At 71.3% G+C, this 16,006-nt stretch carries 13 protein-coding genes; 1 reads left to right on the forward strand and 12 read right to left on the reverse strand.

Features of this window, described 5'->3' with window-relative positions; translation table 11 throughout:
- Positions 1–246: 246 nt before the first annotated feature.
- The 5 genes from truB to AB0H50_RS01830 form a co-directional block, all read right to left on the reverse strand.
- Positions 247–1,173, reverse strand: coding sequence for a tRNA pseudouridine(55) synthase TruB (truB, locus tag AB0H50_RS01810; protein ID WP_357445142.1), 927 nt, complete (start codon positions 1,171–1,173; stop codon positions 247–249).
- Entirely contained in the window at positions 1,173–1,841 is a 669-nt protein-coding gene (npt, locus tag AB0H50_RS01815) for a 4'-phosphopantetheinyl transferase Npt (RefSeq protein ID WP_357445145.1), read from the reverse strand. Before npt ends, truB begins: the two co-directional genes overlap by 1 nt.
- Positions 1,842–1,938: 97 nt before the next feature.
- A complete protein-coding gene (locus tag AB0H50_RS01820) occupies positions 1,939–2,895 on the reverse strand; it encodes a metallophosphoesterase (protein ID WP_357445148.1) in 957 nt (318 codons plus the stop codon).
- Positions 2,896–3,129: 234 nt separating this feature from the next.
- Positions 3,130–5,499, reverse strand: coding sequence for an Ig-like domain repeat protein (locus tag AB0H50_RS01825; protein ID WP_357445151.1), 2,370 nt, complete (start codon positions 5,497–5,499; stop codon positions 3,130–3,132).
- 6 nt (positions 5,500–5,505) lie between these two features.
- The gene (locus tag AB0H50_RS01830; RefSeq protein WP_357445155.1) at positions 5,506–7,188 is read right to left on the reverse strand and encodes an Hsp70 family protein; all 1,683 of its coding nucleotides are present in this window, start codon (positions 7,186–7,188) and stop codon (positions 5,506–5,508) included.
- A gap of 104 nt (positions 7,189–7,292) precedes the next feature.
- Between AB0H50_RS01830 and AB0H50_RS01835 the strand changes: the two genes are divergently transcribed.
- Entirely contained in the window at positions 7,293–7,784 is a 492-nt protein-coding gene (locus AB0H50_RS01835; protein ID WP_357445158.1) for a nucleotide exchange factor GrpE, read from the forward strand.
- A gap of 1 nt (position 7,785) precedes the next feature.
- Here AB0H50_RS01835 and AB0H50_RS01840 read toward each other — a convergent pair whose 3' ends face one another.
- From AB0H50_RS01840 to infB, 7 genes are all read right to left on the reverse strand, one after another.
- Positions 7,786–8,532, reverse strand: a complete 747-nt coding sequence (locus tag AB0H50_RS01840; RefSeq protein ID WP_357445162.1) for a TIGR03943 family protein — start codon at positions 8,530–8,532, stop codon at positions 7,786–7,788.
- The gene (locus AB0H50_RS01845; protein WP_357445165.1) at positions 8,529–9,530 is read right to left on the reverse strand and encodes a permease; all 1,002 of its coding nucleotides are present in this window, start codon (positions 9,528–9,530) and stop codon (positions 8,529–8,531) included. Before AB0H50_RS01845 ends, AB0H50_RS01840 begins: the two co-directional genes overlap by 4 nt.
- A 53-nt stretch (positions 9,531–9,583) precedes the next feature.
- Complete coding sequence (locus AB0H50_RS01850) at positions 9,584–10,969, reverse strand: MATE family efflux transporter (RefSeq protein ID WP_357445168.1); 1,386 nt, start codon at positions 10,967–10,969, stop codon at positions 9,584–9,586.
- A gap of 3 nt (positions 10,970–10,972) precedes the next feature.
- A complete protein-coding gene (locus AB0H50_RS01855) occupies positions 10,973–11,974 on the reverse strand; it encodes a bifunctional oligoribonuclease/PAP phosphatase NrnA (protein WP_357445171.1) in 1,002 nt (333 codons plus the stop codon).
- A gap of 12 nt (positions 11,975–11,986) precedes the next feature.
- Entirely contained in the window at positions 11,987–12,430 is a 444-nt protein-coding gene (gene rbfA / locus AB0H50_RS01860) for a 30S ribosome-binding factor RbfA (RefSeq protein WP_357445174.1), read from the reverse strand.
- A 47-nt stretch (positions 12,431–12,477) separates the two neighbouring features.
- The gene (locus AB0H50_RS01865) at positions 12,478–12,768 is read right to left on the reverse strand and encodes a DUF503 domain-containing protein (protein ID WP_357445176.1); all 291 of its coding nucleotides are present in this window, start codon (positions 12,766–12,768) and stop codon (positions 12,478–12,480) included.
- 112 nt (positions 12,769–12,880) lie between these two features.
- Positions 12,881–15,907: a translation initiation factor IF-2 gene (gene infB / locus AB0H50_RS01870; RefSeq protein ID WP_357445179.1), complete on the reverse strand. Its 3,027-nt coding sequence runs from the start codon at positions 15,905–15,907 to the stop codon at positions 12,881–12,883.
- Between the last annotated feature and the right edge of the window lie 99 nt (positions 15,908–16,006).

Consider the following 16,006-nt stretch of genomic DNA (forward strand, 5'->3'; position numbering starts at 1 on the left):
CGATTTCGAACGACGAACCCACGACCACTGTACGGTTCGCCCTCGATTCGGTTGTCGGCCTGGGCCTTCGGCGTCCGCCGGGACGCCGTCAGTGGAGGGCTCCAGCGGGCACACCGGCCGCCCGCTTGTCGTCGGCGTCGGCCGTCAGAAGTAGCCGGGCAGAAAGACCGACGCGGCGAACAACCTCAGCTCGATGGGCGTTCGAGCACGGTCACCGCGTCACCGAACGGTTCCGGTGCGTCCGCGTCAGTCGACCAGACCGCGTGGGCGGATCACGAAGACCGGCGAGGAGCGCTTGCCCTTCTCCTCGAGCAACGCGATGGCCGTGCCGTCGGCGGTGAGCGCCGCGTGCACGCCCGCGATACCGATCGGGTCCAACCATCGTCCGTCGCGCAGGGATTCGGCTTCGCGGTCGTCGATCGTCCGGTGCGGGAACGCGATTCGGACCGCCTCATCGATGCCGAGGTTCAGGGTGGAATCCTCGGCGAGCTCGTCCAGCGTCCTGGCGTGCTCGAGGGTGAAGGGGCCGACCCTGGTGCGGCGCAGCGCCGTCAGGTGGCCACCGACCTCCAGCGCCGACCCCAGATCGCGGGCCAGCGCGCGCACGTAGGTGCCGGACGAGCATTCGACAACGACCTCGAGATCGACGAACTCGCCGTCCGCGATATCACGCCGGGCGAGCACATCGAAGCGGGAAACGGTGACCGGCCGGGCGGCCAGGCGCACGTCCTCACCCGCGCGGTGGCGGGCGTAGGCGCGCTCGCCGTTCACCTTGATGGCGCTCACCGTGGCGGGCACCTGGTCGATGTCGCCGGTCAGCGCCGCGACCCGCGCGGCGATGTCGGCGTCGGTGAGGTGCAGCGCGGAGGTGGTCGCCAGGGTCTCGCCCTCGGCATCGTCGGTCGTGGTGGACTGGCCGAGCCGGATGGTGGCGGTGTACGCCTTCGTGGTCAGCGTCAGCAGGCCGAGCAGCTTGGTGGCCCGTTCGACGCCGAGCACCAGCACGCCGGTCGCCATCGGGTCGAGCGTGCCTGCGTGCCCGACCTTCTTGGTGCGCAACAACTTCCGGCACTTGGCCACCACGTCGTGACTGGTCCAGCCGCCGTCCTTGTCGACGATCAGCAGGCCGCCGAGCACGTCGGGCCGCTGCGCCTGGGTGGTCGGTCCGGTCATCAGCCGTGCGCGATCGCGGTCAGGATCAGCCCGTCGGCGATCATCCAGCGTCCGTCGAACGAGGTCAGCGGCAGCCCGCCGTCATTGGTCTGGCCCGGCACCAGCAGCTGGCTGTGGAAGGTGCCCGAACCGGTGCCGTCGGCGTTCTCCTCGACGGTGAAGGTGATGTGCGCCTCCTCGAAACCGAGCCAGCGGGTGGTCAGCGGGAACCACGCCTTGTAGGTGGCCTCCTTGGCGCAGAACAACAGCCGATCCAGGTGCAGACGAGAATCGGTGTCGCGCAACCAGTCCCGCTCGGCGGCCAGGCTCACCGAATCGAGCACGCCGTCCGGCAGCGCGCCGTGCGGCTCGGCGTCGATGCCGACCGAGCGGAATCGCATCTTGTGCGCCAGCGCCGCGGCGCGGTAGCCGTCGCAGTGCGTGAGGCTGCCCACGATGCCGCGCGGGAACATCGGCATTCCGCGCTCGCCCTTGCCGATCGCGACCGGCGGCTCGCCGAGCTGCTCGAGGGCCAGCCGGGCGCAGTGCCTGGCGCCGATGAAGTCGCGCCTGCGCTTCTCCACCGACTTGGCGATGAGATGCTCTTCGGCCGGATGCGGCTTCAGATCCTCCGGGTACGCCAACAGCTCGGCCGAGGCGACATCACTGGGCAGAATGTTCTCGATCATCGGCTCCGAGCCTAGTCGAGGCGGACCTCCGCATTCGCTCCAGCCGTTGGCGAGCCCTGTGATCGACTCCGTCCGACACCGTCCGTCGGGGGCCGGTTCAGACGCCGCGGCGGCGCTGGGCGCGGCTGCGCATCTCGGCCGCGGCCGCCTCCATCTCGGGGGTGACCTTGAAGTGGCCGCCCCACTTGTTCAGCGTGCCCGGCGGGTACTCCGGGGCGGGCAGAATCTGGCGCAGCAGCTTGTCCGGCAGGCCGCGGCGCTGCCATTCGCGCGGATAGCCGAGCGAGACCTCCTCGAAGCGGACGCCGTCGTAGTACGAGGTGCGCGGAATGTGCAGGTGCCCGTACACCGAGCACACCACGTTGTAGCTGGTGTGCCAGTCGGCGGTCAGATCGGTGCCGCACCACAGCGCGAACTCGGGGTAGAACAGCACGTCGGTGGGTTCGCGCACCAGCGGGAAATGGTTGATCAACACCAGCGGCGTCTCCGGCGGGAGCGCGTCCAGCTTGCGCTTGGTGACCTGCACGCGGGCGTGGCACCAGGCGTCCCTGGTCAGGTACGGCTCCGGGGAGAGCAGGAATTCGTCGGTGGCGACCACGTTGCGCTCACGCGCGATGGCCAAGCCCTCGGCTTTGGTGGTGGCGCCCGCCGGGAGGAACGAGTAGTCGTAGAGCAGGAACATCGGGGCCAGCGTCACGGCGCCGCCGTGCGCCTCGCTGCCCGCGCCGCGCCACACCGGGAACGGATCCTCGGGCGTGATTACGTCCAGGTCGCGGCAGATCGACACCAGATAGTCGTAGCGCGCGACGCCGTGCATCTGCACGGGATCCTTCGCCGTGGTCCACAGCTCGTGGTTGCCTGGCACCCAGATCACCTGCGCGAACCGGCTGCGCAGCAGTTCCAGCGCCCATCGGATGTCTTCGGTCTTCTCGCCCACGTCACCGGCCACGATCAGCCAGTCCTCCGGCGAGTCCGGCTGGATCTGCTCCACGATCGGCCGATTCCCTTGATGCCCGACGTGTACGTCGCTCACCGCCATCAACTTGGGTATCACCAGACCCACCTTGTCACATCCGAGGCGACCACCGGCCGCCCGCCTCCATCGACACGATTCGTCCCCGATGCGAACACGCCGGGTGCGCGCGGCATTCCGGCGGGCGGCTTCGCGCCAGGACCTGTCTCGAAGTCCGGCCGCCATCTGTGGCTCAGATCGTCGCCGGGGCTGTATCGACGCGGCCAGGCGACGATCTGGGGCTGCGGAGGCGCCGGATGGGCTTCGAGACAGGGCCTAAGCGTGCGTCCAGTGAATCCGGGCATCCGGCGCGAAACCAGCGGCCACGGTGAGCTTGCCGTTGGGTTCACGACGGCACGACGCCACGGCGATGTGGCACGGGCGCGGAAGATCCGGCGGAACCCGGACGCCGCCGTCGATCTCGTACCGCATATTGGTGACCTTCCAGGCGCGCGCCTCCGGCTCGTCCGGCGAGGCCGGTGGACCGTCGGTGCGCGCCACGACCATCACCTCGGTGATTCCCGTCGGCCAGACGAAGGTCAGCAGACCCGCGCGCTCGGCCAGGTCGGTGACCACGGGGATGCCGCTGGGCATCGGATCGTCCTGCGCGACCGGGGACGTCGTGGCTCGCGGCGTGGTCTGTTCCGGCCGTGCGGCGGCAGGATCGGGTCGAGCGACGCCGCGCGGCTCGATGACCGAGCCGGATGACTGTCCGCCAGCGGGATTCGGCTGGTTCGCCTGCCGAGGCGGGAAGGCCGGCTCGGGCTGGGCGACCGTTCCTGGCTCGATCGTCGAACCGCCGGCGCCGACCGCAGCGGTCCGCGCCACCGACCCGGAACGGTCCGTCGCGCCCGAATGGGCAGCCCGGTCCGCATGCGGCTCCGGAGGGGCGTCGGAACGCACGGCGTCGGAGTAACGGCCGGAGGTGGCGGCGGCGACGGCGTAGACCGGGGTTTCGCCGGGCGGGGCTCCGCCGTCTTCGAGCTCCGTGCCGCGAGTGCGGCCGACCACGCGCCAGGAGCCGTCCGGCTGCAAGCGCGTGACGCGGTAGTCCACCTCGTCGGCCGGTGCGGGCGACCACGCCACCCGCACCGAGCCGTTCGCCATGCGAGTGGCCGTCAGGCGGCCGGGGGCGGGGACTGGGGTCGCCGCCAGCGCCTCGCTGGCCCCGGGGTGGTCGACGCACGCGGCTTGGGCGGCGCGCAGTGTGCGCGAACGTTCCGTGGACGGTCCCGCCGCCGCGGCGGCGACCAGACGGTCGGCCTCGGCGACGGCCCGCTCCGCTTCGGCGAGCAGTTCGTCGAGTCCCGCGGTGGACCCGGTGGGTGGCGGCACGTCGGCGGCGGCGCGACGCAGCGCACGGAGATGTTCGAGCGCCTCGACATAGCGGGTGGCCGCGCGCGCCGCGAGGGCGACGCGCCAGTGCAACGCCGCCTCGGCGAGCACCCGTTCCACGTCGTCGGACACCGAGCGAATGGGCGTTGTGCCCTCGTTGTGCGGGTCAAGACCCCTGGCCTCGGCGATGTGGCGCGCGGCCTCCTGCGGACGTCCGTTGCGCAGCGCGGCCCGCGCGGCCTTGAGCGGCTCCTCCCACAGCCGTCGCGGCGGCGCCGGGCTCGGAGCCGACGAGGCCGGAGTGTGCACCGGCGGCGCGGGGCGCGCGGATCCCACGGCGCGCGAACCCAATTCGACGGCGAGGTCTTCGAGCAACCGGCCCGCGGTGTGCGGGTCCATGCCGAGGGCGATCGCCTCGTCGAACAGGAACTCGTAGTCCTCGCCGACCAGTTCGTCCTCGACGAGCACGGCCGCCCGCACCTTGGGCCGCAGTTCCGCGGTGACATCCGCGACGATGGAGGCGACGTACTCGGCCACCACCGGCCCGCCGGGCTCCAGCAGATCCTGCACGTGCACCAGCAGTTCGTCGAGCACCACCCGCATCCGCCCCGGCGGCAGTTCGCGCGCCCGCGCGCGCAACGCGTCGGCGCGGAGCCGGATCTCACCGGTGTGTGTGGCGCGGCTCGGGTCGAGCCCGAGTAGCCCGAGCAGCGTCGGCGCGGGCGGATCCTCCACCAGCCGCCCCCATTCGGCGAGCAGCGCGCGGACCTGGCCGCGTCTCTGGTCGGTCAGCGCGCCGGTGGCCGCGGGCGCGGCCTGCGGCTGCTCGTCCTCGATGATCCGATGGCGGCGCAGGCGGGCGGCGACCTCGGCGGCGTTCAGTCCGCCCATCGCCCCGATCTCTTCCAGTCCGGGCACTTTCGCGGCGGGCACCCCGCCGTGGCGCTGGACCAGCCGGGAGATCGCGGTGTCGAGCATCTCGTAGCGTTCCGCGTCGCGCTGTTCACGCTCCCGCCGGATCCGGATCGCCTCGGCCCGCCGCGCGGACGCGTCGAGCAGCAGGAAGGACAGCCGGTCGTGGTTCTCCACCAGCAGCCCGACGAGCACGCGGTACTTCGGATGGTCGCGCTGGCGCTGCCAGAAGCCCCACACCTCGGCCACCCGGGCGGAGATGTCGGCGTCGCCGAGGGTCTCGGCCTCGTCGAGCGGAATATCGTAGAGCTCGAACGGGTCCGACTGCTCGATGCCGCCGCGGCGGTCGACCGCGGCGAGCACCCGCTTGCGGTAGTCGTTGGGGTCGAAAGCGTGCATGGTGGCTCAGCTGTCGCGGCGGCGGGAGCGCTGCACCTGGTCGAGTTCCCGCGCGACGTCGGCCTGGGACAGGGTGGCCCCGGTCTGCGCGGACAACGTCAGCGGCAGGTCGGCGTCGACGTGGTGCGCTGTCACGTGCAGCACGCCGTCGAAACCCATCTCGAAGGTGACGCGCACCTCGCTGCCCGCGGGATAGCCCGGCGGAATACCGCGAATCCGGCCCTCCACAAGCACTTTCGTGTCCTCGGGACGCACCGAGGCCGCCTGCCCCTGCTGTTCCACGATGGTCAGCTCGATCTGGTCCTGGTCCTCGCGCACGGTGCCGAACGAGCGACGCACCCGCACCGGCAGCGTCTGATTGCGGTGCACCAGCCAGGCGGCCGCCAACCCGTAGTGCGAATCCAGCGCCAGCACACCGAATCCGCGCGACACGACGGTGTCGACCTGGATCTCCAGCATCCGCCGCACCAAGCTCACCGGCTGGCCGAACGACTCCGCGACCCGGGCGATCGACTGGTCCAGATCCGCGGGTGCCGCCTCGTTCAGTCCGGAGCCGTCCCGCAGCCTGCCGCGGGTGACCAGGTCGGCGACGATCAACCGCTCCATCTCGAGCTTCTCGCCGTAGAGCGCCGCGCCGCGGGCCACCGACAGGTCCGGGTCGCGCAGCTCGCCGACGAGGCCGAGTTCCTTCTCCAGTTCCCGGGCGACCATCGGCATCCGGGAGGAGCCGCCGACCAGCAGCAGCCGGTCGACCGACGCGACGCCGCGCTTGCCCGCCGCGGCGAGGCAGTCCCTGGTGAGGTCGAGGGTGCGGCGCATCAGCGAGGCCGTCATCGACTCGAGCTCGTCCCTTGTCAGCGTGATCACGGCGCGCGCGCCGTCGTGCGCGACCACTACCTCGGTGCTCTCCAGATCGCTGAGTTCGCGTTTGGCGCGCTCGGCGGCCAGCACCAGCATCTGCGAACCGGCCGAATCGTCCAGCGGGTCTTCGGCATCGGGGTTGGCCGCGCAGAACCGCTGGGACAGATACAGGGCGATCCGCTCGTCCCAGTCCGCGCCGCCCAGCTGGTGGTCGCCTTCCACGGCGAGCACCGAGATGCGCCGGTCGGCCAGTTCGATGACGGTGGCGTCGAAGGTGCCGCCGCCGAGGTCGTAGACCAGAACGGTCTCGCGCGCACCGGATTTGCCGATGTCCACGCCGCCGTCGAGCCTGCCGAACCCGTAGGAGAACGCCGCCGCGATCGGCTCGGACAGCACGCCAGCGACGTCGAAGCCCGCGTAGCTGCCCGCCTGGATCGTGGCGCGGCGCTCCTCGTCGCCGAAGTACGCGGGCACCGTGATCACGGCCCGCCGCACCGGCTCGCCGCCACCGAATTCCGCGTCGGCGGCGAGACTCTTGAGGATCAGCGCCGACACGGCGGGCGCCGACCAGGTCTCGCCGTGCGCGGCGAATCGCCACTCCGAGTCGCCCATCCGGCGCTTCACCAGCGAGCACACATGCTCGGGATCGAGCCGTGCCTGCCGCCGGGCGCCCTCGCCAACCAGATGATCGAACGCGGATGCGAACAGCACGACGGAGGGAACCGTCGGTTCCCCGTTCATGCCGATCATTACTTCGGGCCGGCCGTCGGCGTCGATCCGCGCGATAGCCGAGTTCGTTGTGCCCAGGTCGATGCCGTAGACCCCCATGGCAGGCGATGGTATCAGCCGGGTCCGACAGCGGCGCAGCGACCGATGGGCGAATCCGGCTGACGCCCAATCCGATAGCCGCGCGGCCCGGCTATGGTGCGATCATGACGGAACCAGTCGCGCAATCGCTCGCTCATCTCGTCGAACGCGTCGACGACCTGTCCCGGGTCGTCGCCCGCCAGGCCGCCACCATCGAGCGGCTCGCCGACGAGGCCAAGGCCCGTGCCCGACAGGACCGCGCGGGCGCCGATCTCCCGCTGGTCGTCGAGCTTTTCGCGCTGCACGGCGACACCGCCGCCTGTGCCGCCACCGCCGAAACACCGAGGGAGCGAGCGGCCTTCGAGGCCATCGCCACGCGCGTCGAACGACTGCTCATCGGTCGCGGAGCGGCGCTCGTCACGCCGCGGCCCGACGACCCGTTCGACTCGCTCACCATGGAGGCCGCCGACGTCACGGCGACCGCCGACCCGGACGCCGACCGCACCGTCGAGGCGCTGGTGCAGCCCGGCCTCACCGTCGCGGGTCGTTCGGTGCGGCCCGCGGGCGTCGTCGTCCGCCGCTTCCGCGCGACCGAAAAGGCCGCGGAACCGGCGTGAGTCAGCGGACCCGCTCGTAGGAGTGTTCGGGCTGTTCGATGCGGCGGTAGTCGTGCACGACGAGCGTCGGCGTACCGTCGCGGTCGCGGCGGGCGCTGTCGGTTTCCACAACGCCGCGCACCTCGAGCCAGGTGTCCTCGTCGAGCCGCTCCTCGATGCCGGTCACGTGCAGCCGGATGTACCTGGCGTCCGCGACGCAACAGGTGATCACCACGCGGGCCAGGTCGATGCCGTAGCCGCGCATGCGGCGCAGCACGAAACCGCTGACGGTGATCTCGCGGCCGTCCAGCGAGCGCGTGGCATCGAGCGTCGCGCGGTTCACCACCTCGCTGATCGAGACAAAAGGCGCGGCCTCGTCGGGCAGCGGCGGATACACGATCAGTTCCGGTTCCGCCACAACGGGATCCGGCGGGCGGATCGCCGAACTGGTCACGGCGGCCCCCGCGCCGAGCGCGGGCGGGGCGACCAGCAGCAGGGTGGCGACCGGCGCCAGCAGCAACCACTGGACGCGCCCGTGCCCGTGGTCGTGGTCGTGCCCGTGGTCGTGGTCGTGGTCCGAGGACGATCCGCGGCGGTACAGGTCGCCGATGACGGCCGCGGTGCCGAGCGCGACGATGACGATCCCGCTGACCAGTAAGAACGGGAAGAGTCCCGGTTTCACGTAGCGCAGGTAGGTGCCGTCGAAGGTGATGCGCAGCACCGCGATTCCGATCAACAGCACCAGCAGATTCTGCGTTTCCCGCCTCATCGCGCACCCCCGAGGAAGACATAGCCCGCCACCGTCGCGCAGACGATCGCGACCAGGAAAGTCGACGGCGCGAACCACAGCGCGAACCGCCGCCCGAACGCGCCCGCCTGCATCGCGAACAGCTTGACGTCCACGGCGGGCCCGACGACGAGGAACACCAGCCGCGGCAGCAGCGGCAGCGTCGACATGCTCGCCGCCACGAACGCGTCGGCCTCCGAGCACAGCGCGAGCACCACCGCAAGCACCGCGAGCACCAGGACGGCCAGCAGCATCTGAGTGGCCAGTTGCTCGAACCACCACGGCGGGACGAGCACGTGCAGCGCAGCCGCGGTGGCCGCGCCGAGCACCAGGAACGCGCCGGCCTGGAGCAGGTCGTGCCTCGCCGCCTCGGCGAACACCTCGGTGCGGGTGCGGCCGGTCACGCAATGGTCGGGCCCGCCGCGCGGCAGCATCCAGGAGGGGCTGCCGAAACGCGACCACAGCAAACCCATCACGAGCGCGGTGGCCAGCGAACCCGCGAACCGTGCTGCCACCATCCCCGGCTCGCCGGGAAACGCGACCGCGGTGGCGACCAGCACCACCGGGTTGATCGCAGGCGCCGACAGCAGGAAGGCCAGCGCCACCGAACTCGGCGCGCCCTGATCGATCAGCCTGCGCGCCACCGGAACCACGCCGCATTCGCAGCCGGGCAGCGCGACACCCGCGAGCCCGCCGACCCCGATCGCGACAGTCTCGTTGCGGGGCAGCACCTTCCGCAGCAGCGCGGGCGAGACGAACGCGGCGATCGCGCCGCTGACCACCACCCCGAGCACCAGGAAGGGGATGGCCTGTACGAAAACTCCGACGAACATCGTCAGCGCGGTCCGCAATCGCACTCGCGCATCGATCACCGCGGCCAGTTGCGCCTGCCAGACGACGCCCGCCACCAGCAATCCGGCCAGCACGTACGTCGACGACACCCGGATTCGTTTGGGGCGCACCGGCAATTGCTCGAGCATTCTCCCATCTTGCCAGCAATGAAAGTCGTTATCGAAGAGCCTCGCCGAACCGGTCAGGCACGACCGCGCGGGATCTCCGCGCCGACCTGCGCCCAGCGTCCCGACAGCGCCCGCCAGACGACCGCCGCCAGGCGCAGCGTCATGAAGGCCACCAGACCGGACCAGATGCCCGCGATGCCCCAATCCAAGGCCAGCGAGAGCCAGATGGCAGGCAGGAAACCGGCGAGCGCCGCACCGAGTGTCGCGGTCCGCAGGAACGCCGCGTCACCGGCGCCGAGCAGTACACCGTCGAGCGCGAACACCACACCGGCGACCGGGATGATCCCCACGAAGAACCACCACACCAGGTGGGTGCGGTCCAGCACCGCCGGATCATCGGTGAACAGTGTCGGGATCAGCGCGTATCCCGCGGCGAACGCACCGGCCAAGGCCACCGCGAAGACCTCCGACCACTGCGTGACACGCCACGCGAGCCGCCGTGCCGCCGTGGCGTTCCCGCCGCCGAGCGCCGCGCCCACCAGGGTCTGCGCGGCGATGGCCAGCGAGTCCAGCGTCAGCGCAAGGAAATTCCACAGTTGCAGGACCAGCTGGTGCGCCGCGACGGAGGCCGCGCCGAACCGCGCCGCCACGGCCGCCGCCGACACGAAACAGGCCTGGAAGGCCAGGCTGCGCACGATCAGATCGCGGCCGAGCACCAACTGAGCGCGCATCACCGACCAGTGCGGCACCAGCGAAACCCGTTCGCGCACCAAGGCTCCGAGGAAGAGCACGGCCGTCACCGTCTGACCAACGACGTTCGCCACCGCCGAGCCGGGCAGCCCCAGCGCGGGCGCGCCGAGCAACCCGTGCACCAGAACCGGGCACAGCACGGCCGAAAGACCGAGACCGGCAACCACATACAGCAGCGGACGACGGGTCTCCTGGACACCGCGCAACCATCCGTTGCCCGCCATGGCGATCAGCACGAGCGGCACACCGAACAGCGCGATCCGCACCCACGGCAGCGCCGCGGCGGCGATGTCCCCGCCGCCCGCGATCGCGTCGGTCAGCGCGCCGGCGAACACCTGCACCGTGATCAGGATCAGCAGACCGACCGAGACCGCCAGCCAGGTGGCCTGCACGCCTTCGGCCACCGCGCCGCGCACGTCCCCGGCGCCGTGCCTGCGCGCGGCCCGCGCGGTCGTCCCATAGGACAGGAAGGTCAGCTGGGTGCTCACCTGGGCGAGGATCAATCCGCCGACCGCGAGCCCGGCCAGCGGCAGCGCGCCGAGCCTGCCCACGACGGCGAGATCGAACAGCAGATAGAGCGGTTCCGCGACGAGCACGCCGAGCGTGGGCAGCGCGAGCCCGAGAATGCGCCGCGGCCCGGCCTCGACGACGTCGTTCCACACCGGTTCGGCGACGACACCCTCGGCGTCGTCGACATCCTGGCTGGTCATCCGCTATCCCAGCGCGGCGAGCAGCGCCCGCACCACGTCCTCGGGACGTCCGTCGGTGGTGTATCCGGCCGCGTACCGGTGCCCGCCGCCGCCGAGCGCGGTCGCCACCTCGGCGACGTCCACGCCGTCGTGCGCGCCCGGCCCTGAGTCACGCGACCGCAGCGACACCGTCCAGCGGCCGTCGACAGTGCGCGATTCCTTGAACACCGCCGCAACCCCGGCCTCGGCCGTGGTGCGGACGATATCGATGACGCTCTCGATCTCCTCCGAGCGCACCAGGGACACGTCGTCGCGCCGCACGAACGCGTACGCCAATCCGGTGCCGCCGCGCGCGCCCGGCTCCAGCCGGGCGGTGCCGAGAACCCTGGAGAGCATCGGCAGCCAGTCGAACGGATGGGTGTCCAGCAGCGTGCGCGCGATCGCCGCGCCGTCGATCCCGGTGGCCAGCAGTCGCTCGGCCAGCCGATGAGTGCCCGGCCGCACCCAGCGGAAGGAGCCGGTATCGGTGACCAATCCCGCGTAAAGACAGTGCGCCACTTCGGAATCGATCGGCACGCCCCAGGCGTCGAGCAGCCGGGCGATCAGGCTGGTCGTCGACTCAGCGCCGGGATCGATCACGTTGATCGCGCCGAAGCGGGTGTTCGAGCGATGATGATCGACCACCAGAGTCGTCGCGGCGCCGGACAGCCGATCGGCCAGCACACCGAGCCGCCCCGCGCTGCCGCAGTCCACCGCGACGAGCAGGTCCACCTCGCGCGGCACTTCCGCGGGCGGCACCAGATGCTCGATACCGGGCAGCGAGCGCATGGAGGCGGGCAGCTCGGCGGGCTCGGCGAACGACACCCACACCGGGATGCCGCGCCGATGCAGCACGAGGGCCAGTGCCAGGCCGCTGCCGATGGTGTCGGCGTCGGGTTGTACGTGGCACAGGATGGTGACCGATCCGGCGGCCGTCAGTGCCGCCACGGCCGCGTCGAGCTCGGCCGTCTTACCGCTCGTCGTCATCCGGGCCGCGCGTCACTCGTCGCTGTCGCGCTCGACCTTGTACGGGTCGGCGTCGCCCGCGTGCCTGGCGTTGGCGGCCGTCCTGGCCACCGCGTCGTCGGCGGCCCTCGCGCGGGCGAGCAGCTCCTCCATCTCGCGCGCGGCGTCGGGCACCTTGTCCAGCGCGAACGCCAGCGTCGGCGTGAACTTCACCCCGGTCCCCGCCCCCACCTTGGAACGCAGCACACCCTTGGCCTTTTCCAGACCGGCGGCCGCGGCCCCGTAATCCGGTTCGGCGTCGAGGGTTTCACCCATCACCGTGTAGTACACCGTGGCCTCGCGCAGATCACCGGTGACCTTCGCGTCGGTGATCGTCACGAAACGCAGCCGCGGATCCTTCACCTCGTATTCGATCGCGGTCGCCACGATCGAGGAAATCCGCTTCGCGAGTCGGCGTGCCCTGGCTTGATCCACCATGGCCGTTTCCTCCTCACTGTTGTCAGTATTCGGTTGGCGCCGCGGGCCTAGTCCTCGGGCCCGAAGATCCGGCGGCGTACCGCCAGCAACTGTAACTCCGGACGCGCCGCGACGTGCCTTTCACATCTGTCGAGCACCTCGGTCAGGTGATCCATGCCCGCGCTGACCATGGCCACCCCCAGCAACGCGCGCCGGTACCGATCATGTTCCCCGCCCTCGGCCGCGCTCACACCGAAGCGTTGCAGCTCGGCGAGCACCGGCCGGATGACCGACCGCTTCTCCTTCAACGAATGCACGTCGCCGAGCAGGATGTCGAATTCCAGTGCACCTAGGTACACCCACACACCTTCCAGTGTCGAAGGCCGAACCGAACACCGCACCTCGCGCCCGGCGCCCCGCCGTACTGGTGGGGCACCGGACGCAGGTGCGGTGTTCGCTAGCTCGGACCGATCAGTCGCGCGGCTTCTCGCGCAGCTCGTACGCCTCGATGACGTCGCCCTCCTTGATATCGGAGTAGGTCAGCGTCATACCGCATTCGTAGCCCTCGCGGACCTCGGTCGCGTCGTCCTTCTCGCGCTTCAGCGAGGAGATCGTCACGGTCTCGGCGATCACCAGGTTGTCGCGCAGCAGACGCGCCTTGGCGTTCCGCTTGACCGACCCGGAGGTGACCATGCAGCCCGCGATGTTGCCGACCTTCGACGAGCGGAAGATGGCCCTGATCTCGGCGCGACCCAGCTCGACCTCTTCGTAGATCGGCTTGAGCATGCCCTTGAGGGCCTTCTCGATCTCGTCGATGGCCTGGTAGATCACCGAGTAGTACCGGATGTCGACGCCCTCGCGGTTGGCCAGCTCGGTCGCCTTGCCCTCGGCGCGCACGTTGAACCCGATGATGATCGCGTTCGACGCCGAGGCCAGGTTGACGTTGGTCTCGGTGACGCCACCGACACCGCGGTCGATGACCCGCAGGCGCACCTCGTCGCCGACCTCGATACCCATGAGGGCCTCTTCGAGGGCCTCGACGGTACCGGAGTTGTCGCCCTTGAGGATCAGGTTCAGCTCCGAAGTCTCCTTCAGCGCGGCATCCAGATCTTCCAGGCTGATCCGCTTGCGGCTGCGCGCGGCCAGCGCGTTGCGCTTGCGCGCGTTGCGGCGGTCGGCGATCTGGCGAGCGATGCGGTCCTCGTCGACGACGAGCAGGTTGTCACCGGCGCCGGGCACCGACGTGAAACCGACGACCTGGACGGGCCGCGACGGCAGCGCCGCCTCGACGTCGTCGCCGTGCTCGTCGACCATGCGGCGCACGCGACCGTAGGCGTCGCCCGCCACGATCGAGTCGCCGACGCGCAGCGTGCCGCGCTGGATGAGCACGGTCGCCACCGGACCGCGGCCGCGGTCGAGGTGCGCCTCGATGGCGACACCCTGGGCGTCCATGTCCGGGTTGGCGCGCAGGTCGAGGGCGGCGTCCGCGGTGAGCAGGACCGCCTCGAGCAGTGCCTCGATGTTGGTGCCCTGCTTGGCGGAGATGTCGACGAACATCGTGTCGCCGCCGTACTCCTCGGCCACCAGGTTGTACTCGGTCAGCTGCTGCCGGATCTTCTCCGGGTTCGCGCCTTCCTTGTCGATCTTGTTGACCGCCACCACGATCGGCACGTCGGCCGCCTGTGCGTGGTTGATCGCCTCCACCGTCTGCGGCATGACGCCGTCGTCGGCGGCGACCACCAGGATCGCGATGTCGGTGGCCTTCGCACCGCGGGCACGCATGGCGGTGAACGCCTCGTGACCCGGGGTGTCGATGAAGGTGATCAGGCGGTCGTCGTCGCCGAGGTGGGTCATCACCTGGTAGGCGCCGATGTGCTGGGTGATGCCACCGGCCTCGCCCTCGCGGACGTTGGCCTTGCGGATCGTGTCCAGCAGTCGGGTCTTACCGTGGTCGACGTGACCCATGACGGTCACCACCGGCGGACGGACCTGCAGGTCCTCCTCGTCGCCCTCGTCCTCGCCGTAGGTGAGGTCGAAGCTCTCCAGCAGCTCGCGGTCCTCGTCCTCGGGGCTGACGACGTGCACGACGTAGTTCATCTCGCTGCCGAGCAGCTCGAGGGTCTCGTCGTTCACCGACTGGGTCGCGGTGACCATCTCGCCGAGGTTGAACAGCGCCTGGACCAAGGCGGCCGGGTTCGCGTCGATCTTCTCCGCGAAGTCCGACAGCGACGCACCGCGGGCGAGCCGGATGATCTCGCCGTTGCCGCGCGGCAGCCGCACGCCGCCGACGGCGGGCGCCTGCATGCTCTCGTACTCGGCGCGCTTCGCCCGCTTCGACTTACGGCCACGACGCGGCGCACCACCGGGACGACCGAACGCACCGGCCGCACCGCCACGGCCACCGGGGCCGCCGGGGCGACCGCCGCCGCCACCGGGACGACCGCGGAAACCACCGGCCGCGGGAGCACCCGCACCCGCACCGGGCGCACCGGTGCCGCCGCCACCGCCGCCGCCGCGGTAGCCGCCGCCACCACCGCCCGGACGACCGGCGCCACCGGCGCCGCCACCCGGACGACCGGGACGACCAGCACCTGCGCCGCCCGGACCCGGGCGGGCCGAACGCTGCGGCATGGCACCGGGATTCGGACGCGGCGGCATCGAGCCGGGGCTCGGACGCGGGCCACCGGGACGGGGGCCGCCACCTTGAGCGGCGGCCGGACGGGGACCACCCTGGCCGGGACCGGGACGCGGGCCGCCCTGGCCGGGACCGGGACGCGGACCACCCTGAGCCGGACCCGGACGCGGACCACCCTGGGCCGGACCGGGACGCGGACCACCCTGGGCCGGACCCGGACGCGGGCCCTGAGCGGGGGCCGGACGCGGCGCGCGCTCGGGCGCGGGCGTCGACGAATAGGGGTTGTTACCGACGCGCGGGGTCTTCGGGCCCGGCTTCGGACCACCGGGACGCGGACCACCCTGCACGGGCGCGCCGGGACGCTGCTGCTGGCCGGGACGCGGACCACCGGGGGTGGGGCGCGGACCGGACGGCGCGGGCGCGGCCTTGGCGGCGGGCGCCGATTCCTGCGCGGGCGTCGCGGGGCCGGGCTTCACCGACGGACCGGGGCGCACACCGTCACCGGGACGGGCGGTGGTGGCCGGCGTCGGCGTCGCGGCGGCCGGGGTCGCGGGTGCGGCCGGGGACGGCGCGGCGGCCTGCGCCGGAGCCGGGGTACGTGGGCCGGGGCGCGGACCGCCCGCGGTGGGCTTCGCGCCCGGACGAGCCGACGAAGCGGGTCCGGGGCGCGCCCCGGACTTGGAGTCTGCCGCCGGCGCGGACTTCGACGCCAGCGACTCACGCAGCCTGCGCGCGACGGGCGCTTCCACCGTCGAGGACGCCGACTTCACGAACTCGCCCTGCTCCTTGAGCGTTGCGAGTAGTTCTTTACTCGTGACACCGAGTTCTTTTGCCAACTCGTGCACGCGGGCCTTGCCTGCCACTGCTCTCCTCACTGAGAGGTCGAGCAGTGCCACCGTTTCAGGGGACGGCGGCCCGCACGACCTCGGGTTATCTCCGATGGACGTTCATCGTTGGTACTT

Origin of the sequence: Nocardia sp. NPDC050793, from assembly GCF_040654065.1 — a bacterium.
Classification (GTDB): Bacteria; Actinomycetota; Actinomycetes; order Mycobacteriales; family Mycobacteriaceae; genus Nocardia.